At 68.4% G+C, this 18,881-nt stretch carries 17 protein-coding genes; 6 read left to right on the top strand and 11 right to left on the bottom strand.

Going from position 1 to position 18,881, the window contains the following annotated elements; translation table 11 throughout:
* Window positions 1-63 precede the first annotated feature (63 nt).
* The 10 genes from MYF83_RS28770 to MYF83_RS28725 all read right to left on the bottom strand — a co-directional run bounded on the left by MYF83_RS28770 (window position 64) and on the right by MYF83_RS28725 (window position 13,340).
* On the bottom strand, window positions 64-1,503 hold the full coding sequence (locus MYF83_RS28770) for a lectin (protein WP_248963863.1): 1,440 nt from the start codon (window positions 1,501-1,503) through the stop codon (window positions 64-66).
* 128 nt (window positions 1,504-1,631) lie between these two features.
* Window positions 1,632-1,907, bottom strand: coding sequence for an RICIN domain-containing protein (locus MYF83_RS28765; RefSeq protein WP_248963862.1), 276 nt, complete (start codon window positions 1,905-1,907; stop codon window positions 1,632-1,634).
* A gap of 920 nt (window positions 1,908-2,827) precedes the next feature.
* Window positions 2,828-3,535 (bottom strand): FadR/GntR family transcriptional regulator, encoded by a 708-nt coding sequence (locus MYF83_RS28760; protein ID WP_248963861.1) that lies wholly within the window; start codon window positions 3,533-3,535, stop codon window positions 2,828-2,830.
* A 145-nt stretch (window positions 3,536-3,680) separates the two neighbouring features.
* Complete coding sequence (locus tag MYF83_RS28755) at window positions 3,681-4,223, bottom strand: RICIN domain-containing protein (RefSeq protein WP_248963860.1); 543 nt, start codon at window positions 4,221-4,223, stop codon at window positions 3,681-3,683.
* A gap of 396 nt (window positions 4,224-4,619) precedes the next feature.
* Window positions 4,620-5,456, bottom strand: a complete 837-nt coding sequence (locus MYF83_RS28750) for an SAM-dependent methyltransferase (protein WP_248963859.1) — start codon at window positions 5,454-5,456, stop codon at window positions 4,620-4,622.
* 683 nt (window positions 5,457-6,139) lie between these two features.
* The gene (locus MYF83_RS43930; RefSeq protein WP_248963858.1) at window positions 6,140-8,971 is read right to left on the bottom strand and encodes an NEW3 domain-containing protein; all 2,832 of its coding nucleotides are present in this window, start codon (window positions 8,969-8,971) and stop codon (window positions 6,140-6,142) included.
* A gap of 213 nt (window positions 8,972-9,184) precedes the next feature.
* Entirely contained in the window at window positions 9,185-10,366 is a 1,182-nt protein-coding gene (locus tag MYF83_RS28740; RefSeq protein WP_248963857.1) for a mandelate racemase/muconate lactonizing enzyme family protein, read from the bottom strand.
* A gap of 1 nt (window position 10,367) precedes the next feature.
* Window positions 10,368-11,195 (bottom strand): carbohydrate ABC transporter permease, encoded by an 828-nt coding sequence (locus tag MYF83_RS28735; RefSeq protein ID WP_248963856.1) that lies wholly within the window; start codon window positions 11,193-11,195, stop codon window positions 10,368-10,370.
* Window positions 11,195-12,022 (bottom strand): carbohydrate ABC transporter permease, encoded by an 828-nt coding sequence (locus MYF83_RS28730; RefSeq protein WP_248963885.1) that lies wholly within the window; start codon window positions 12,020-12,022, stop codon window positions 11,195-11,197. Before MYF83_RS28730 ends, MYF83_RS28735 begins: the two co-directional genes overlap by 1 nt.
* Before the next feature lie 166 nt (window positions 12,023-12,188).
* A complete protein-coding gene (locus tag MYF83_RS28725; RefSeq protein ID WP_248963855.1) occupies window positions 12,189-13,340 on the bottom strand; it encodes an ABC transporter substrate-binding protein in 1,152 nt (383 codons plus the stop codon).
* A 263-nt stretch (window positions 13,341-13,603) separates the two neighbouring features.
* Here MYF83_RS28725 and MYF83_RS28720 point away from each other — a divergent pair, with 263 nt between their 5' ends.
* From MYF83_RS28720 to MYF83_RS28695, 6 genes are all read left to right on the top strand, one after another.
* Window positions 13,604-14,374: a FadR/GntR family transcriptional regulator gene (locus MYF83_RS28720; protein ID WP_248963854.1), complete on the top strand. Its 771-nt coding sequence runs from the start codon at window positions 13,604-13,606 to the stop codon at window positions 14,372-14,374.
* Window positions 14,375-14,699: 325 nt separating this feature from the next.
* Complete coding sequence (locus MYF83_RS28715) at window positions 14,700-15,548, top strand: fumarylacetoacetate hydrolase family protein (RefSeq protein ID WP_248963853.1); 849 nt, start codon at window positions 14,700-14,702, stop codon at window positions 15,546-15,548.
* 82 nt (window positions 15,549-15,630) lie between these two features.
* On the top strand, window positions 15,631-15,888 hold the full coding sequence (locus MYF83_RS28710; RefSeq protein ID WP_248963852.1) for an SDR family NAD(P)-dependent oxidoreductase: 258 nt from the start codon (window positions 15,631-15,633) through the stop codon (window positions 15,886-15,888).
* Window positions 15,885-16,796 carry an aldo/keto reductase gene (locus tag MYF83_RS28705; RefSeq protein WP_248963851.1) on the top strand — a complete coding sequence of 304 codons (912 nt, stop codon included), beginning with the start codon at window positions 15,885-15,887 and terminating at the stop codon, window positions 16,794-16,796. Before MYF83_RS28710 ends, MYF83_RS28705 begins: the two co-directional genes overlap by 4 nt.
* On the top strand, window positions 16,786-17,199 hold the full coding sequence (locus tag MYF83_RS28700; protein ID WP_248963850.1) for a lactate racemase domain-containing protein: 414 nt from the start codon (window positions 16,786-16,788) through the stop codon (window positions 17,197-17,199). Before MYF83_RS28705 ends, MYF83_RS28700 begins: the two co-directional genes overlap by 11 nt.
* Window positions 17,196-18,050: an amidohydrolase family protein gene (locus tag MYF83_RS28695; protein WP_248963849.1), complete on the top strand. Its 855-nt coding sequence runs from the start codon at window positions 17,196-17,198 to the stop codon at window positions 18,048-18,050. Before MYF83_RS28700 ends, MYF83_RS28695 begins: the two co-directional genes overlap by 4 nt.
* A 428-nt stretch (window positions 18,051-18,478) precedes the next feature.
* On the opposite strand, the gene MYF83_RS28690 is transcribed toward MYF83_RS28695, so the two are convergent.
* Window positions 18,479-18,868 carry a GH39 family glycosyl hydrolase gene (locus MYF83_RS28690; RefSeq protein WP_248963848.1) on the bottom strand — a complete coding sequence of 130 codons (390 nt, stop codon included), beginning with the start codon at window positions 18,866-18,868 and terminating at the stop codon, window positions 18,479-18,481.
* Between the last annotated feature and the right edge of the window lie 13 nt (window positions 18,869-18,881).

Raw genomic sequence — 18,881 nt, 5'->3', positions numbered from 1 at the left:
CCGGGCAGGGCCGGGGCCCCCGGCGTTCGCGCCGCCCGCGTGGTGGGGGAGCGGGCCGGGAGGTCAGCGGTAGCCGGCGGCGATGATGTTGGCCTGCACCGCGTTCTCGGTGGCGTCGGACGGGTAGCCCGCGACCATGGCTCCTTCGTAGAAGGTGCCCGCGCTGAGGTTGGCGCCGCCGTCCGGCTTGCAGCAGTCACCACCGCTGCCCAGGATGATGGCGCCCTGCTTCTTCATGGGGTTGTATCCCGGGGGAAGCGCTCCGTCGTAGAGGGTGTACAGGCCGCCGGACTGGGCGTTGCTTCCCTTGATCGCGAACCTGGTCGTGCCGTTGTTCTTCAGCGTCGCGGTGACGAACTTGTGGGGGAAGGCCCGCTGGTTGGGGTTCCAGCTCTGGCTGCCGCCGGGGAACAGCCCCCATTCGAGATCGGCCTGGACCCAGGGGCCGGTGCCGGAGCAGCCGCCGAACCAGCACTGGGTGCTGAAGTTGATCGCGTCCATGGCCCCGGCGGCGTCGGCTTTGCGGGTCGTCTCGCTGTTGCCGTAGTCGAAGCAGCAGCCGCCGTTGACGTGCGTTCCGCTGGTCACCATGTACATGCCTTCGGGCGCGGTGCCGGTCGGGACGCCGGTCAGGTGGCCGTCCCTCCAGTAGCTGTTACCGGGGTTGATGTACAGCGAGTAGGCCTTGTTCCCGCTGACCGTCAGCGACTCCGACGTCGCGGTCGCGGGCCTGCTCTGGGGCGAGCCGGGGACCACGCCCGATCCCTGGTACCACAGGTCGTTGCCTCTGCCGGACTGGTCGTAGACGACCGTGATGACGCACGAGGTGCCGGCGCAGAAGGAGTCCTGGGCCGCGGCGTTGGCGGAGCCGCCCGCGGCCGGCACGCCGATGTTCCTGGTCGTGTTGTCCGATGAGCGCCTGACCTGGTACAGGTTCCCGCTGTAGGAACCGTAGAGCGCCCGCGTCGTGCTGTGCGCGGCCACGCACGGCGTACCGCCCGAAGCGTAGATGTCACACGGGCGCGCGCCGGGCGGCGGGGGCGTGGGTGTGGGCGTCGGCGACGTCGACGAGCTCCACTTCTGGTTGGCCTGTCCGTTGCAGGTCCACAGGATGACGGGGGTGCCGTTGGCGGTGCCGGCCTGGTTGACGTCCAGGCACAGGCCCGACTGCGTGCCGGTGATGGAGCCGTCGGCGTTCTGCCGCCACTTCTGGTTGGCCTGTCCGTTGCACGACCAGATGATCACCTGCGTGCCGGGCGAGGTCTGGTTGCCGTACGCGTCCACGCATCGCGTGCCGTTGAACGTCCGCAGCTCACCCGCGGAGGTGAACTCGAACGCCTGGTTGGCCTGGCCGCTGCAGTCCCAGATGTCCAGCGCGGTGCCCGGCGCGCCGGCGTCGCCCTTGACGTCGAGACACCGCCCCGACGCCGCGCTGACCAGCGCCGCCGCCGCCGACGCCGGTAGCGTCCAGGTCAACGTGATCGCCAGCACCGTGGTCAGCACTGCCGCCACACAGGCGGCGATGCGAGCCGGCGAGCGCCCTCCACGAGCTGTACAGCCTGGTATCGGATCGGATGAAGGCCGCATTGTTTCTCCTTCTGAGGTGGACCGGTCGGCTTGCCGCCGTGTATTCAGGTGTGGGTCCAGCGCTGGTTGGTTCCGCCGTTGCACGACCAGACGGCCAGCTTGGTGCCGTTGGTGGTGGCGTTGTCCGGCACGTCCAGGCACTTGTTGGCGCCGACCGCGGTGATGGTGCCGTCGGCGTTGAACCGCCACTGCTGGTTGGGCTGCCCGTTGCAGTCCCAGATGATCAGGTCGCCGCCGTCGGCGAAGGCCTCGTTGACCGGCCGCTCTGCGCCGCCGCCTCCATGCGTCGATGGGATCTGGTGGGAAAGGGGAACACGCAAGGAACACCTGAGCGACCGACGGGGCCGGCCCATCGCCGCACCGTGGCAACACCGCGGCACCACTGGTGTCACCGACGGCGGCCCCTGCCACCCACCACCGGCCCCGGCAGGAGATGGCCGCCTTGGGGATTCAGTGTGGAAACCTCGGCGTAACATGTCAAGACCACTGACGAATCGGTTCGATCGGGTGATCGGGTGTCCGGTGAGCCTCTCGCGCTGATGGGAAACCCATCGCGCACCTCATCCTGCGAGTGGCGGCTCGGCCGCGTCGTGTCGCGGCTGGATGAAAGTTGCATCACACCGCACCGGACGCGCGCGCGATACCCCTGATCAGAGTGGGGGCGATCTGCCGTCGCCGGCGAACCCGCGGCGCGGACCCTTGACGGAACCTCGCCGCGTCGTGTTTGCTCCGCTGCAACACCACCACCGCCAAGCCGACGACGGAGAGGGGCGCTGAACCCGAAGATCGAATGTTAGCGTTCACATTCTCGCCCTCGGTATCCGGCTGAAGACGGGCTCGGGGCGGTGGGCCGACCTCGCCACCTTCCCGGCGAGGGGTGCCTTATGAGGGGGCCTTCGGCGCGACGGGTCCGACTCATCGCACCGGAGGCGGGTACCGGATGGACCCGTCACCCCTCAGGCAGGCACCGGATGTCCGGCCATGTGTGTCCCTCCCGGACGCCCCGCGCCGGATTCCGGGCCGTGCCGGTACGGGAGAACCCCCCTCCATGGCCGGTGACGGGATCCGGCCGCACCACGTCCGACCGATTGTTCTCGCTGACAACGAATCGGTTCGGAATCTCCTCTCCTCGAACCGCGAGCGGTGGAGCGGTCCTGTCCTTCTCGGACGAACTCCCGGGATTCATCCGCAGCCTGGTCTCGGCGGTGCTCCCGTGCAGGAGACGTTCGGCTCGACGTGCTCAAACATGGGACGCGCCGTCGAGGCGCAAGCTTGCGAGGCTGTCCTCGACGCCGAGGACGTGTATGGCGGCGTGCAGGCGGGCCCGTTCGGCGTCCCGCGCCAGCAGAGCCCGATGGATGGCGCGGTGCTCTCTCAGGGTGCGCTGGACCGCCTCGGGGTCGCTCATGCCCCGCCAGATCCTGGCCCGTACGGTGGGGCCGAACATGTTCTCGACGACGGCGGCGAGCACGGCGTTACCGCAGTGGGAAACGATCAGGCAGTGGAAGTCCTGGTCGAGGGCGACCAACTTGCCGTGGTCGATCGTGCTCTCGGCGGCGAGCCGTTCGGCCTCGTCGAGCAGGTCGCCGAGCCGCGCCAGGTCGGCGTCGGAAATGCGTGCGGCCGCGAGCGCCGTCGCCTCCGGCTCCAGGATCCGGCGCACGTGCATGAACTCCCCGGCCCCGACCTCCCGGTGGAGCTCGGCGGCGAAGCTCATGCCGTCGAGCAGCAAACCGGGGGAGAGGCTCGTCACGTAGGTGCCGTCGCCCTGGCGCGTCTGCAGGATCCTCATGGCGATCAGCGCGCGCACGGCCTCGCGCAGCGTGTTACGAGCGACGCCCAGCTGTTCCGCCAGGTCCTTCTCGACCGGAAGCTGTTGTCCTGGACGAAGCTCGCCATCAAGGATCATCTGCTTGATGGTCTCGATCGCGGTCTCGATGACGCCCATGTCAGCCTCCTCAGCGGTGGCCATCAGAGTAGCGGCGCCCGAGCGCTGACTCCCGGTGTGGCCACAGAGGTCCGGACGAGCGTCACCGCGGCGAGTCACCGGCCTCGGCGGCGATGGCCGCGAGGCCGGTGACCGGCTCTTAGTCTCAGCTACGGGACCACTTCTGGTTGGTCCCGCCGTTGCACGTCCAAAGGACGATGGGGGTGCCGTTGGCGGTGCCGGCCCCGTTGGCGTCCGGGCACAGGCCGGACTGGACGCTGGTCACCGAACCGTCGACGTTGAGGTTCCACTGCTGGTTGGGCTGCCCGTTGCAGTCCCAGATGATCGCTCTGGTCCCTCCGCTCTCGGCGTCCAGGCACTTGCTGCCGTACACCTGGAGCTGCTTGGCCGAGGTGAGCGTCCACTGCTGGTTGGCGCCGCCGTTGCAGTCCCACAGCGTCACCTGGGTGCCGTTGGTCTGGGTCTGGCTGGGCACGTCGATGCAGCGGCTGGAGGCTTGGCCGCGCAGCACGCCGCTGGTGCCGCCGCCGCCGACGCCGTCGAAGGTACGGCCGCCGGAGCCGCCGTTGATGGTGATCCCGACAGCCGCCTGCGCTGACGAGACGCCGATCAGCGACATCGTGGCCGTCAGCAGCGCGACCACAAGAGTCGAGACAAGGCGCGCCTTGGTTCTTCCACGCCGGCTCATGAAGGGAGCTCCTTTCGAGCAGATACGCGGGCGGTGACCGCAGTGAGGAGGTCGCGCCGGAGAGACTGACGGGATTGTGTGACCGGCGGTCCGATGCGGTCGGCCGCGTGCGTCACGGTGCGCGGGTCTCGGTGGAGCTGCATATGTCCTCCCGGACATGCGGAACCGAGGGGTCGATAGACGTCCTAGCCGGAACCGGCGGTGGCGAGGCCTGGCAGCGGAGCTCGATTCAGTGCCGATAGACCCGACCTTTTATGGTGGCGTCTGGGTGAACTGACCCCTGGAGACTGTTCTGAGCAGCTACTTGGTAAGCTCCCTTTCGGGGTTCGAGGTTTTCTCTGAGATATCACCCGATGTTTGGAAGATATCGGAGTCCGTCAAGCCTTGGTCTTCCAGTCAGGGCTTGATGGCGACGCCGCCGTACGCCCAGGCGTGACGGTCACCTGGAATCGCGTCCTGCACCTCGTCCGGCCGCCATCGCACCACCTCGACCATGCCCGGATCGATCATCTGCCAGCCCTGGCAGAGCCGCACCACCTCGGCGTGCGTGCGGGGCACCATGGGCGCGGTGCTGTTGTCATAGGGCTTGGTGAAGTCCTCCTTGCGTACCTGGGGGGCGAAGTCGAGCGTGATGTGCGACAGCAGCAGGTGGCTGCCCGACGGAACGGCGGCCTTGAACTGCTCGACGATTCCGTAGGGGTCCTCTTCGTCGGTGATGAAGTGCAAGACGCCCGCCATGATGACGGCCACCGGACGGCTGAAGTCGATCACTTTCTGGACGTCGGGGTCGGAGAGGATCATCTCCGGCTGCCGGAGATCGGCCTCGATCACCCTGGTCGTCCCGGTGGGGCTGCCGGTCAGGAGGGCGCGGCCGTGGAGCAGGACGATCGGGTCGTTGTCCACGTAGACCACCCGAGCCTTGGGGTTGGCCTTCTGTGCGACCTGGTGGGTGTTGCCCTGGGTGGGGATGCCGGTGCCGATGTCGAGGAACTGGTCGATTCCGGCCTCGGCGGCGAGGTGGTGCACTGCCCGGCGGAGGAAGGCGCGGTGGGCCCGGACACCGGCACGTGTGCCCGGCGAGACCTTGACGAGTTGCTCGGCAGCCTCACGGTCAGCCGCGTAGTTGTCCTTGCCGCCCAGCAGGTAGTCGTATATCCGGGCCGGGTGCGCGACCGTGGTGTTGATCCGAGTCAAAGCCTGGTTCGTCGGCGGGGGCACCGTCAAATCTGGCATCTGTGCTCCTCACCCTTCCTACGTTTCATCGGCTCTCCTTCTTGATCGTCGCGACCGCCGTCGCAGGGCTTGTGTGACCTCAAGTATTCATCGGACATGGGATGTCCCTTTATAGGTCGATTGACATAAATATCGGACCTATCCATGGAATCCCGAAAAGCAGGCATTCTTCCTTGCGCGACTCGCATTTTCGCACAGACGTGCTCCACATCCACGAGCAAAAGATCGAGAGACATCACATGTCCGGCCATAGGACTCAGGTCAGCAGGGGGAATTGGTCAGGGGCGGGTCCAGCGTTGGTTGGCTCCGCCGCGGCGGCCGTCGCGGCGTCCGCGACAGCCCATCCGGCCGACATCGCCAGAATCACCAGCTGCGCGGCGACGACCAGCCGGCTGAATGGTCGCCTGGCTCTGCCCAGGGGTATGGCGTTCGCGCCCATGCCGAAGCCTCCAGTGCTAGATCGATGAGAGATGTGGGAGACCCGGGCGTGCCACGACCAGCTTGTCGCCGGACCGCGTCACAGCCGGGAGCTCCTGCCGCTCACCACCGACTCCGGCAGGAGGAAGCCGCCTTGGAGACTCAGTGTGGAAACCACCACGAAACATGTCAAGACCGTCAGCGAATCGGTTCGATCCACGCCGGCTAGTGCACCGCTGTGGCGGTGCACCCACGAGGTGCCCTCCCTACTTGCTCACGCTGAAGTCGCTGAAGCTGAACTGACCTGTCACGCCGGAGGCGTGCGAGGTGGCGATCAGCCCCGCGTCCTGGGTTCCGGCGATGCCGGGCAGGGTGGCGGTCGGGCCGACCTTGGTCCAGTCGGCGCCGTTGGTGGAGTAGTAGCCGCTGACCTCGTCGCCGGAGCGGACGAGGCGGACCCAGGCCGGCGGTTTGATCGCCGCGCCCCCGCTGAACGAGTCGAGGTAACCGTTGCCGTTGGAGTCCCACTGGAAGGCGACGCCGTTGCCGGGGGTGACGACCATGACGGCGTACCCGGGCGAGGAGGCGGTGGCGGTGAGGTCGTTGCGGATGACCACACCTGCCTTGGCCCAGGAGTTGGTGTTGTCCATCTGGGTGACCCGTGCGGTCACGGTGGCCGTGGTTGCGACCGTGTTGTCCTGGTAGAGGGCGCCGTACTCGTCGAACGACCCGCCGGCGTCCTGCCAGATGTCGGTTCCGGAGGTCAGGATGGCATATGCGCCTCCGGCCTCGGCGAACTGGCTCGGCACCGAGCCGTGCCCCTTCAGGGACGTCAGCGGGTTGAGCGCGGTCACCGTCACCGACCTGTTCATGGCGTACCCGGTCTTGCCGGCCCGGAAGCTCAACGACGCCGTGACCGGCGCGCGGCTGACCGGGGTCGCGAACGAGGCGGGCGCCGTGATCTTCCACGACACGGTGGCCGAGGCGCCGGGGGAGAGCCCGGGCTTCAGCGGCTTGCCGGTGCGGACGGCCTGCCAGCCCTCGGGGACGGTGATCGAGGCGCTCAGATCGGCGGCCCGGCCGTCGCCGATGTTCTCCACCGTGGCGGTGATCGTGCTCGAACCACCGGCGCTCACACTGGCGGGGTCGGCCGTGAGGTAGGCGCCGAGCGGGGGCCGCTGCGGGTCAGGAGAGCCCCGATACGGGCCGGTCGGACCCGCGTTGTAGATCACCCGAGCGGCCTCTATTGGGACGTTGCCTCCGGAGATGGTGACGTTGCCGTGGGTGACATTGCCGCGCTGACCGTTGACGATGCCGGTGATGGCTGGGTTGGTCGCGTAGTTCTCGATCAGAGTGAGGTCGCCGGTGTGGTTGCCGTTCTGGTTGTTGGCGTGCGCCCACTGCGCGGCGGTGTTGACGAACACGTTGTGGCTCGCGCTCAGGTAACGCGAGCCCTCGTCGAAGTACAGGCCGAGCTGTCCGCTGTTCTCGCAGTAGTTCTCGTCGATGGTGCTGCGGGGTATCGCCGAGAGCGTGTAGATACAGCCGGCGTCGAACATCGTCTGGACGACGTTGCGCACGTGGTTGCCGACGATGTGGACGTCGCTCAGGGTCGTCGGCGTGTCGTAGATCGGCTGGAAGTCGTAGAGCCCCCGGTTGAGGTACTCGGGGCTGCCTCCGGGATCATTGGCGCCCCAGCCGTACCCAAGCCCGATGCCGGTGTACGGCATGTCGGAGACGTAGTTGTGCGCGATGGTCAGACGGGTGATATAGCTGGCGAAGATCGCGTCCTGGTCCAGGTATTCGCGCGCGGTCGAGTAGATGCGGTTGTCGCGGAGTTCGATGTCGCTGTTGACCATGCGGGGGTCGGACGGATGGTGCGCGTCGGGGCGTACGCCGCCGACCATGATGCCACCGCCGGAGCTGGCGGTGAACGTGCTCCCCACGACCGAGACGTTGCGCGCGCCCAGCCCCACCCCGGTGGCGTGGGCATTGGCGTCGTTGCCGATGCCGAGACCGATGGAACCGAGGTTCACGAACGTGTCGCCGACGAAGCCGACGCCGTCGGCCGCCGACACCTGCACCGCCGCGGCGGCCTGCGCCCAGCCGTTGCGTGATCCCTCGAATCCCTTGCAGCCCGAAGCGCACGAGGTGAACGCGTCGGCCGGCCGGTGCGGCTGGACGCCGCTGATGAACACGCCGGTCTGCTGGTTGGCGTATCCGTCGGAGGTGCCGGGGTGCAGCCACGTGGTGCCGGTGAAGGTCAGGCCCTCGAACCGCAGGTTGCGGGCGGGCTCGTCGTAGGTGCCGCCGACCTGCAGCAGCGACTCCAGCCGCGGCAACTCGACGCGCGCACGCGACAGATCCTGCCCGGCGAGCGGCTTGTAGTAGAGCGTTCGGGCGCTCGGGTCCAGGTACCACTCACCGGGCTCGTCCAGGAATCTCCTGGAGTTCAGCAAGGAGTAGGTCGGCGTGCGGAACGGAGCCTGGACGGTGTCGTAGCCGTAGGTGTTGTTGTCCCAGGCCGGCTGCTGCATGACGACCGTGGAGCCGGAGATGCTCTGCACCGGCGCGAACCGGTTGGTGAACGAGAGCATGGCCTGGAAGTCGATGCGTTTCTGGTCGGGCAGCGTGGCCAGGTAGGCGAGGTTCGGGTTGTTGATGGTGAAACCGGTCGCGTTCAGGGTGATGTCGCTGCGTGCCAGCTTGATCCGTGCCCGCTGGGCCAGGACCCCGTCGACGTAGAGCTGCCGGCTGTCGAATCCGGTGCCGACCTGGGCCTTGTAGACGCCCGTCGCGGCGTCGTCCGGCTCCCAGCCGGTGACGGGCGTGGCGCCGCTCAGCACGGGCCTGGCTTCGCGTGCTGCCTTCCAGGTCACGGTGTGCCCGTTGCGGCCGGAGTCGGCGGCGTCGAACCGCAGCGGCGAGGTCAGCCGGTAGGTGCCGTCGAGGAGCTCGACGGTGACGTCGCGCTTGCCCTCGGCTGCCGCCGCACGCGCCCTTCGTTGCGCTTCACCCAGGGTCGCCAACGGCCGGTCGGCACTACCCGGACCATTGTCATCGGCGTTCTTCGTTCCGGCGGGCGCGACTACGATCACTCGACCTCCTCGGATCTCCGCCCAGGCGGCGGCCGGCGCGATGAGCAGTCCGCTTGTCATCAATAAGGCGGCCAATGCCGCTGCCGATGTTCGTCTGTGCAGCACGAGTGACGGACGCACTTGTGTTCCCTTCTTCCGGCACAGGATGCGGCATGGACGGTCAGCGTCGAACGGTGTGAGTCACTTGGTCGTCCGATCGCGTAGGTCCACGATTCAGGGGGCGGGCCGGCGCTGGTGCGCGGCACCGTGATGGGCCACCGCCAGCAGCCGCCGGCCGGCGTGCTCCGGCCGGACGTGGGGGCCGTTGGCCGGCACGGCGTCCGATCGGCGGGTGAACGCCGTGATCGCGTCCTCGTCGATCGTGATGCCCAGGCCCGGGGAGTTCCCGAGGACGAACGCGCCGTCCTCGACGTGCAGGTCGAGGGCCACTCCGAGTGGCGGCTGTAGATCCTGCAGTTCGCTGGCCATGTGGTTGGGTACCGACGTCGCGGCGTGCAGCAGGCCTGCGGGGGTGGTGCCGATCGGGCTGACCGGCAGGTCGTAGGCGTGGGCCAATGCGGATACCCGGAGGAAATGGGAGACTCCCCAGACGGCGGCCGTCTGAACGATGTCGACGGCTCCCGCGGCCAGCAGCGGGCGGTACTGTTCGAGCCCGGTGAGGTTCTCCCCGGTGGCGACCGAGGCGCGGATTCCGCGGCCGACGATGGCCAGGCCCTCGGCGTCCCACCGCCGGACGGGCTCCTCGATCCAGGTCAGGTCCAGGGTGCGCTCGAGCTCGCAGACGTGCCGGACCGCCTGCTTGCGCGTCCAGGCTTCGTTCACGTCGAGCATCAGGCCCGGTCGCGATCCGTGCGCGGCCTCGGTCAGGACCTCCCGTACCAGTGTCAGACGGTGCAGGTCGCGTTCGATGTCCAGGCCACCCTTGAGCTTGGCCGCCCGCAGGCCGCGCTGGGCGTAGACCTGGTAGGTCGAGACGAGCTCTTCGTCGGTCAGGCCGATGTCCAGGCCCGAGGCGTAGGCGGGGACTCGCCGGTCGCGGCCGCCCAGCAGGCGCCAGAGCGGTTCACCGGCCGCTTGTGCCTTGATGTCCCACAGGGCGGTGTCGAATGCGCCGATGGTTCCGAACACGGCGCCGGCGTGGCCCGCCTTGAAGGTCTGCCGCAGCATGCGGTCGTACAGAGCCGTCACGCCGCGCGGGTCCTGGCCTTCGATGGCGGCGAAGATGGTGTCGAGTTCCACGTGCGGCCCGAGGCCGACGCCGGTGATCCCCTCGTCGGTGTCCACCATGATGATCGGCACCGAGACGACGCCGTCGGTGAAGACGCCGTTGGCGTCACCGACCGGGCGGCCCCATTCCTGGACCGTCGTGAGAGTCCGATACCCCGAGATCCGCATGTCAGCCCTTCGTGGAGCCGGCGGTGACACCGTCGGCGATCTGACGCTGGAGGAAGAGATAGAGCAGCAGGACGGGTATCGCGGCGATCAGGACTCCTGAGGCGAAGGTGGGGATGTCGTCGGAGTACTGTCCGCGCAACGAGGTGACCCCGACCATGAGGGTGCGATGCTCGGCCGACGGCATCATCACCAAAGAGATGAGCACGTCGTTCCAGCAGAACAAGGTGTCGAGGATGCCGACCGACAACAGGGCCGGAGCACCCAGCGGGATCATGATCCGCCGGTAGACGCCGTAGGTCGTGTTCCCGTCGATCCTGGCCGCGTGGACGATCTCCGCCGGGATAGTCCGGTAATGGCTGGTCATCAGAAAGATGGTGAACGGAAGGAACTGTGCGACGTAGGCCAGGATCAGCCCCGGATAGGTGTCGATGAGACCGGTGTCCGCCATGACCCGGGCGAGCGGCACCATGATCACCTGAAACGGGATCAACAGCGCCGCGAGGCAGCCCAGGAAGAGCACCTTGGAGCCGCGGAACCGTAGCTGGCTCAGAGCGAAGCCGGCCATCGACCCGAAGAGCAGCAGGAGCAGGACCGAGAACGCCACCACGATGACCGAGTTGGCGAAGTACCGTGCCATGCCGACGCTGTTCCACGCCGCGGAGATGTTGTCCACCTGCAGGGAACTCGCGGGGGAGAACCGGTCGAGGATGTACTCCCGCCGGGTCTTCATGGCGACGTTGGTGGTGAACACCAGGGGATAGATCGTCGCGAGGGCGAGAGCCGCCATCGGAACGGCGGCCGCCCATCTGCCTAGGCGCTTGCCGGGCATCAGTCCTCCCTTCCCGCGCGGCGCAGCACGCTCATCTGCGCGAGCCCCACCACGAGCATGATGAGGAACAGGACCGTCGAGGCGGCCGAGGCGAGCGCCGGACGGTTCATCTGTCCCTGCTGGGTCCAGATGTAGAACTCCGGCAGATAGGTCGATCCCTCCGGGCCGCCGGCGGTCATGACGTAGAGCAGGCCGAACATGGACGTCAGCATCCCGATCATGGTGGTCACGAAGACGAACTGGATGGTGCGGGACAGGCCGGGGATGATCACATGCCAGATGGTCTGGGGAAGCGACGCGCCGTCCACCCGGGCGGCGTCCAGGAGCGCGGAGTCCAGGGTGGAGAATCCGGCGAGGAACACCACCAGGGCCATTCCGAACGTCGCCCAGATGTGCACGCCGACGACCGTGAACATGGCCACGCCGGGATCGCCGAGCCAGTCGACCGGGCCGAGGCCGATCGTCCCGAGCAGGGTGTTCAACGGGCCGTCGAAGGCGAGGATCAGGTTGAAGATGGCGCCGACGATCACTGGCGAGAGCACGGCCGGGAAGAAGTAGACGCTGCGGTAGACCCGATTGCCCGGCACCCGCAGGTAGATGAACGTCGCGAGCAGGCCCGGGATGGCCACCGCCACGGGAAGCAGCACCACCAGCAGCCCGACGTTCCCCAGCGCGGTGCGGAACAACGGGTCGCTGAGCAGTTCGACGTAGTTGTCGAAGCCGACCGCCGTCCCGTTGCGGTCGCCGTCGCCCGTGAAGGAGAAGTTGACGCCCAGGAGCAGCGGCCACAACCGCAGCACCACGATGATCAGTACGGCCGGTGCCACCAGGACCAAGGGCGCGAAGCGTTCGGCCAGCGTCCCCGAACGGGAAGTGCGTCGCGAGTGCGTCCCGATACCGTCGCGGCGTGCTCGCTGCTCGAACTTTGCTTCGTCGGTCCGGCCGGTGTCAGCCGGGCGGACCGACGGTGATGAACGTCCAACCGGCACGCGATCAGCCCGCCCGATCGGAAGCGGCCAGCTGCTTCACCGCCTCATCGACGCTCGCCGATCCGCTCAGGACCTTCTGGGACAGTCGTCCCATCAGATCCACGGTCTTGGACGACAGCGCGACATGCAGGGCGGGCTTGCCGGACTTGAGCTGCGAGACGATGGTGCTGACGGCCGGGGGAGCCTGCGACACGTCGATCGTCGTGTCGGAGGCGATCGCGCCCGCCCCGGTGTAGAAGGCGTTCAACGCGTCGGTCGACGTGAGAGACCGCACCAGGTCGGCGGCCGACTTCGGGTCCTTGGTCCACTTCGCGACCGCGTAGCCGATGCCTCCGTCGTACGGAAGGCTCGGTTCGGCTCCGGCGGTGACGACCGGGGCCTGCATGACGCCGACCTTGTCGCCCAGGAACTCGCCGAAGTCCTTCCAGTGCCCCACGTCCGACATCAGGCCGATGATGTGGGCCGCCTTACCCGCGTCGAAGACCGAGAAAGCGTCGTTGAACATCGCGGTCGAGTTGGCTCCGTCGTTGTTGAGACCGTTGTCGTTGACCTCCTTCCACAGCTTGAAGACCTGCTTCACGTCGGGGGAGGCCCAGTCCCGCTTGCCGGCGATCCAGTCGTCGTACTCCTTGGGCGTGAGGATGCCCGAGCCGAGGCCCGAGAGCCAGAACTGGATCCCGATGCCCTCCTTGTTGCCGAGCGCGAAGCACTTGGCGCCGGCCTTCTTGATGGCGGCGCAGTCGCTCATCAACTCGTCCCACGTCTTGGGCGGCTTCTCCGGGTCGAGCCCCGCCTTCTCGTAGAGCGCCTTGTTGTAGTAGATCGGATGGCCCTGCAAGGTCACCGGCGCGGCGTAGACCTTGCCGTCCTTGCCGAACGCGTCCCAGCCCGCCAGCCGCTGCTTGTCCTCGGCCACGTACTCGTCCAGCGGAAGGAGCGCGTCCACGCGGTCGCGGATCTGACCGCCTCCGTTGAAGAGCATGACGTCGGGGCCCTTGCCCGACTGGATGGCCGCGCCGAGCAGGGTGTAGTACTGGTCGAACGGCTGGGCCACGAACTCGACGGTGACGTCGGGATGCTTCTTGGCGAAGTCGGCCTTGGCCTTCTCGACGTAGGAAGCCACGTTCTTGTCGCCGGACTTCCAGTCCCAGACCACGAGCTTGCTCTTCGAGGCCCCAGAGCTCGAGGCCCCGGAGGAGGATCCCGTCGGTGCGGCGCTTCCGCAGCCGGCCAGAGCCAATCCCGAGATCAGGGCGACCGACCATAATGTTCGCTGCTTCATTGCTGTTCTCTCTCCAGAGGGCGGCCAGCCTCCCCGGCCGTCTGTCGCGAAACGTAACTCGTATGACGTCTGACGTCAATACGCATGACGTATACTGGCGCGGTGGCGCTGCCCTCGGCGGGTCACCGGAGGGGGATATGACGGCATCTCAGGAATCGCCCGGCAGCGTCCCGGTGCCACCGGCATGGGTGCGACGACCGGCCAGCCTGGCCAAGGCGGTGACAGCGGAACTCGTGGAGCGCATCGTCCGCGGGGTGCACCCGTCGGGCACGCCGCTCCCTCCCGAGCCCGCGCTGTGCGAGACCTTCTCGGTGAGCCGGACCGTCGTCCGCGAGGCCGTGAAGATCCTCCAGGAGAAGGGGCTCGTCCAGGTTCGACAGGGGGCGGGCACCATGGTGACTCCGCCGACAATGTGGGACATGCTCGACGAGCTCGTCCTCGCGGCGACCATCGCCGAGGACGAGAGCCTGGCGATACTCGACGACCTCGTCGTCACGCGCCGCATCCTGGAGTCCGACATGGCCAACCTCGCCGCCCGCGTGGCGGACGAGGACACCATCGAGCGGATGCGCGAGCTGGTCGATCGCATGGACCAGCTAGTGGACGACCCCGGCACCTACGCCGACCACGACCGCGCCTTCCACGACACGATCATGCAGGCGTCCGGGAACCGCATCGCTCGGGGCGTGGTGCGGTCGCTGGAGAGCCAGGTGATCAATACCGCCCGGTACATGGGCAGGACCAAGCGGGCCTTGTGCGTGGCGTCGAACCTCGGCCATCGCCGCATCTACGAGCGCATCGCCGCCCACGACCCCGACGGCGCCGCCGAAGCGATGTTCACGCACATCACCGAAGCCTGGCTCGTCCGCCGCAGCGCACCCGGCGCCCCCGTGCGTCTGGAACGTTAGAGCCCTCGCGCTTCCTGCCCGATGACCGGCCAACCCGGCCCGCGGGCACGGGCGGCCGGCCGCAGGGCGGTCTCCTTTTCGGTGTCTGCGGGCGCGGGCGGCCATGGCGTCCCGGCGCCCAGGATGTGCGCGGCGGCGGAGAGGCGGGCCACATATGCGTCGATTGACCCGATGAATATGCCTCGGACAGTATGGTCCGTGCTTCGTGGGGGTCAAGCAGGCTAGTTGGAAGGGCAACTTGCGGATCTTGCTTTACTTCAACCCGATGAATCTGCCAAGCTCCCACACCACCGACATCTGTGCACCAAGTGGAGGAAGGCAGACCGTGAAGCTATTGCGTGTGGGACCGGCGGGTGGCGAGCGGCCGTGTGTGCTCGGGCCGGATGGCCGGGTGCTGGATCTGTCGTCGTTGACGGCGGACATCGACGATGCATTCCTGGCGGGGGGAGGCGTGGAGCGGGTGCGTTCGGCCTTGGCGGAGGGGCGGCTGCCGGAGGCCGGGCCGTATGAGCGGGTCGGCGCGCCGGTGGCCAGACCAGGGAAGATCGTCTGTATCGGGTTGAACTACTCCGACCACGCGGAGGAGGCCGGGGCTCCGAGCCCTCCCGAGCCGGTGGTCTTCATGAAGGCGTCCAACACGCTCGTCGGCCCCGACGACGAGGTGCTGGTGCCGCGTCGCAGTGTGAAGACCGACTACGAGGTCGAGCTGGCGGTGATCCTCGGCCGTACGGCCCGCTACCTGGCCTCGCCGCAGGAGGCGGCGGACGTGATCGCCGGATACGCGATCGCCAACGACGTCTCCGAGCGTGAGTTCCAGAACGAGCGTGGTGGCCAGTGGGACAAGGGCAAGTCGTGCGAGACGTTCAACCCACTGGGTCCCTGGCTGGTCACGGCCGACGAGGTCGGTGATCCGCAGGCGTTGGGGCTGCGGCTGTGGGTCAACGGGGAGCTGCGTCAGAACGGCAACACCAAGAACCAGATCTTCAGCGTGCATCACGTGATCTGGTACCTCAGCCAGTTCATGGTGCTGGAGCCCGGCGACGTGGTGAACACCGGCACCCCGGCGGGCGTGGCGCTCGGCCGCGGCGCGGACGCCTACCTGCGGGAGGGCGACGTGGTGGAGGTCGAGATCGACGGCCTGGGCCGCCAGCGCCAGCGGATGGGCCACGCGTGAGAGCGGGCGAGAAACATCACGCACGGTGGGACGCCAAGGTGAACGGGCGCCGTCCCGAGAACGAATCCGCACAGGAGGAACGATGAGCGAGCCGGCGGGCAAGGGCGGCGGCGAGTTCGACGGGGCGGTGGCCGTGGTCACCGGTGGCGCCTCGGGCATCGGCCAGGCGGTCGCCGAGGAACTGGCCGCGCGTGGCGCCCGGGTCGCGGTCCTAGATCTCAAGGACACCGAGTTCGTCTGCGACGTGACCGACGACGCGACCGTGCGGCGCGCGATCACCGGCATCGAGCCCGTGGACGGTGGCATGGCCGGCCTGCGCCTGAGGCCGGTGTCGTCGTGAAGGTCGACCTCGGGCTGTACGGGCTCGGCACCGCGCCGCTCGGCGGGCTGTTCGCGCCGGTGAGCGAGGAGCAGGCGCAGGAGGCGCTCGCCGCCGCGTGGGAGGCGGGGATCCGGTACTTCGACACCGCGCCGCACTACGGCGCCGGTCTCGCCGAGGAGCGCCTCGGACGCTTCCTGCGCGGCCTGCCACAGAACGCCGGGGAGGTGGTCGTCTCCACGAAGGTGGGCCGCGTCCTGGTGCCCGGTCAGGGTGAGGACGATGGCTTCCCCGGTCGGAGCGGCCACGTGCGGGTGCGGGATTACAGTCGCGACGGCGTCCTGCGCTCGCTGGAGGACAGCTTGGCGCGCACTGGGTCGAATCGGTTCGACCTGGTGTTCATCCACGACCCGGACGACCACTGGGAGCAGGCCGCGTCCGAGGCGTACCCGGCGCTGGCCGAGCTGCGCGACCAGAATGTCATCGGCGCGATCGGCGCCGGGATGAACCAGGCCGAGATGCTCACCCGCTTCGTCCGGGAGACCGACGTCGACGCGGTCCTCGTCGCGGGGCGCTATACGCTGCTCGACCGGTCCGCCGCCGTCGAACTGCTGCCGGCGTGCGAGCGGCGCGGCGTCGCCGTCATCGCGGGCGGGGTGTTCAACAGCGGCGTCCTGGCCGGCGGGACGACCTACGACTACGACGCGGCCCCGCCCGAGGTGCTCGCGCGGGCGCGTGAGCTGGGGCAGGTCTGCTCGAGGTACGGCGTGCCGCTGCCGGCGGCCGCGCTGCGGTTCCCGCACCGGCATCCGGCCGTCACCACCGTCCTGATCGGCGCGCGCAGCGCGGCCGAGGTCCGCGAGGACCTCGATCTGGCGGCCGCCGACGTGCCGGAGGAACTCTGGAAGGAGCTGGATCATGCGGGTTGACCTCGCCTACGGCGCGGGCGGGCTCGTCGTGGACCTGCCGGACGACCGGACCACGGTGATCACACCGGTCGCCCGGCCGGCCGCTCCGGACGAGGCGGCCGAGCTGCGGCGGGCCCTGCGCGAACCCATCGCGGGGCCGCCGCTGCGCGAGCGGGTGCGTCCCGGTCAGACCGTGGCGATCTCGGCCTGCGACGGCACCAGGCCGCAGCCGAGGCACCTCATGATCCCGGCGATCCTGGCCGAACTGGACGGGGTGACCGACCTGGACGACATCGTGGTCCTGGTCGCCACCGGCACCCACCGCGGCAACACCGGCGCCGAGCACGACGACCTGGCCGAGCTCGCCGCGACCACCGGCAGGCCACTGAGAGAACTGGCACGAGAGGCCCTCGACGCACTATGACCCGCATTGACGCGCATCACCACATATGGGATCTGTCCCGGCGCCCGCAGACCTGGCTCCACCCTCCGGAGATGGCCCCCATCCGCCAGGACTTCACCCTTGCCGACCACGCCTCCGAGGCGGCGCGAGCGGGCATCGGCCGCTCCGTGCTCGTGCAGGTCCTGGGCGACGCCCAGGAGACGCGCGAGTTCCTCGCGCTGGCGGAGAAGTCGGACACCGTCGCGGCGGTGGTGGGCTGGGCCGACCTGACCCGGCCCGATCTCGCCGACGAACTCGCCGCGCTGGCCGCCTCGCCCGGCGGACAGCTGCTGCGCGGAATACGGCACCTCGTCCAGGGCGAACCCGATCCTCGCTGGCTCGCCCGGGACGAGGTCCGCGAAGGGCTGGGACGGGTGGCGGCGGCCGGGCTCACCTACGACCTGCTCGTCGCGCCTCATCAGCTGCCCGCCGCGATCGAGACCGTGCGCGTCGTTCCCGAGCTGGGCTTCGTCCTGGACCACCTGGCCAAACCGTCGATCGCGTCCGAAAAGCTCGAACCGTGGGCCGGTCTGATCCGCGAGCTCGCCGCGGAGCCCAACGTGACGGCCAAGCTGTCCGGCCTGATCACCGAAGCGGCCTGGGACGACTGGGACGCCGAAGCCCTGCGGCCGTACGTCGACTTCGCGCTCGACGCGTTCGGCCCCGGACGTCTCATGTTCGGCTCCGACTGGCCGGTCTGCCTCCTCGCGGGCTCCCTGCCCGCCTGGACCGAGACCGCGGAGGCGTTGCTCACGGACGCCGGACTGTCGTCCGACGAGCGCGACGCGGTCTTCCACGGAACGGCGACACGGGTCTATCGCCTGACGAGGTGAGCTAGGTCGTCCGCGACGCCGGCCCCGAGGACGCGCCGGAGGGGGAGGAGACGGACGGCCCCTTCAGGCGCCCGGCGCCGCGACGGACTCGCGGGTGCGGACCGGCATCGGGACGCGGTGGACCTCCGTCCCCCACTCATCCGAGGTTGCCGTCGGCCGCATTTCATTGCTGCGCCGGCTCACGATCGGTCCTGCGCGCGACCTGCGGGCCTGGCCTGCCGCGACAGCGCCCCCGGCGCCTTCACCGAACGGTTCACGATCCTGCGGACCCGGCACCAGGGCAAGCCGGGTCTGATCAACGCAGCATCCAGGTGCCTCTACGATTACATCACCGAGGACATAGGCGATACCTCGGCAAAGGTCGTCTTGCGATCATGGCAACTGCCTCAACGACATCACCGCCCACGGCTCGAGTTCGACATCGAGGGTCAGCACGCCGGTGTCGGGAGTTCGCGCTCCGCGCACCAGGCGATGAAGTCCTCGATCCACACCGGGCGCCAGTCGAGCGCGTCCACGTCGGCCGCGGTGGCCGTCTCGCGCATCGCGGAGCGGTCCCCGACTTCGCCCTTATAGCGGTCGTCGGGCACGAAGACGCTGGTTGCGGGCCCGCCTACCTTCAGGGCGGAATCGATCTTCTTGATCGCCGTCACGGTCTGCTGGTAGAGCTCGAAGTACTCCGTTTTCGTCCCGGTCCAGAAGTGGGGAACCAGGTTCGGCTCGTTCCACACTTCGAATCGCCACTCCCGCACCTCGGCGAGGCCGTACCGGTCGATCCAGTGCTCGACCGACTTCGTGACCAGCTCGACCCAGCGGGCCATGCCTCAGTTCGCC

The sequence above is a fragment of the Sphaerisporangium perillae genome (genome assembly GCF_023276435.1).
GTDB lineage: Bacteria > Actinomycetota > Actinomycetes > Streptosporangiales > Streptosporangiaceae > Sphaerisporangium > Sphaerisporangium perillae.
Note: the sequence above shows the minus strand (reverse complement) of the source record. Positions and strands in the feature narration are given on the sequence as shown.

What these genes read in the sequence shown, in the direction of transcription:
- MYF83_RS28760 (WP_248963861.1), bottom strand. Translation starts at nt 3,535, where the DNA reads ATGGGCGTCATCGAGACCGCGATCGAGACCATCAAGCAGATGATCCTT.
- MYF83_RS28755 (WP_248963860.1), bottom strand. Translation starts at nt 4,223, where the DNA reads ATGAGCCGGCGTGGAAGAACCAAGGCGCGCCTTGTCTCGACTCTTGTG.
- MYF83_RS28750 (WP_248963859.1), bottom strand. Translation starts at nt 5,456, where the DNA reads ATGCCAGATTTGACGGTGCCCCCGCCGACGAACCAGGCTTTGACTCGG.
- MYF83_RS28740 (WP_248963857.1), bottom strand. Translation starts at nt 10,366, where the DNA reads ATGCGGATCTCGGGGTATCGGACTCTCACGACGGTCCAGGAATGGGGC.
- MYF83_RS28735 (WP_248963856.1), bottom strand. Translation starts at nt 11,195, where the DNA reads ATGCCCGGCAAGCGCCTAGGCAGATGGGCGGCCGCCGTTCCGATGGCG.
- MYF83_RS28720 (WP_248963854.1), top strand. Translation starts at nt 13,604, where the DNA reads ATGACGGCATCTCAGGAATCGCCCGGCAGCGTCCCGGTGCCACCGGCA.
- MYF83_RS28710 (WP_248963852.1), top strand. Translation starts at nt 15,631, where the DNA reads ATGAGCGAGCCGGCGGGCAAGGGCGGCGGCGAGTTCGACGGGGCGGTG.
- MYF83_RS28700 (WP_248963850.1), top strand. Translation starts at nt 16,786, where the DNA reads ATGCGGGTTGACCTCGCCTACGGCGCGGGCGGGCTCGTCGTGGACCTG.
- MYF83_RS28695 (WP_248963849.1), top strand. Translation starts at nt 17,196, where the DNA reads ATGACCCGCATTGACGCGCATCACCACATATGGGATCTGTCCCGGCGC.
- MYF83_RS28690 (WP_248963848.1), bottom strand. Translation starts at nt 18,868, where the DNA reads ATGGCCCGCTGGGTCGAGCTGGTCACGAAGTCGGTCGAGCACTGGATC.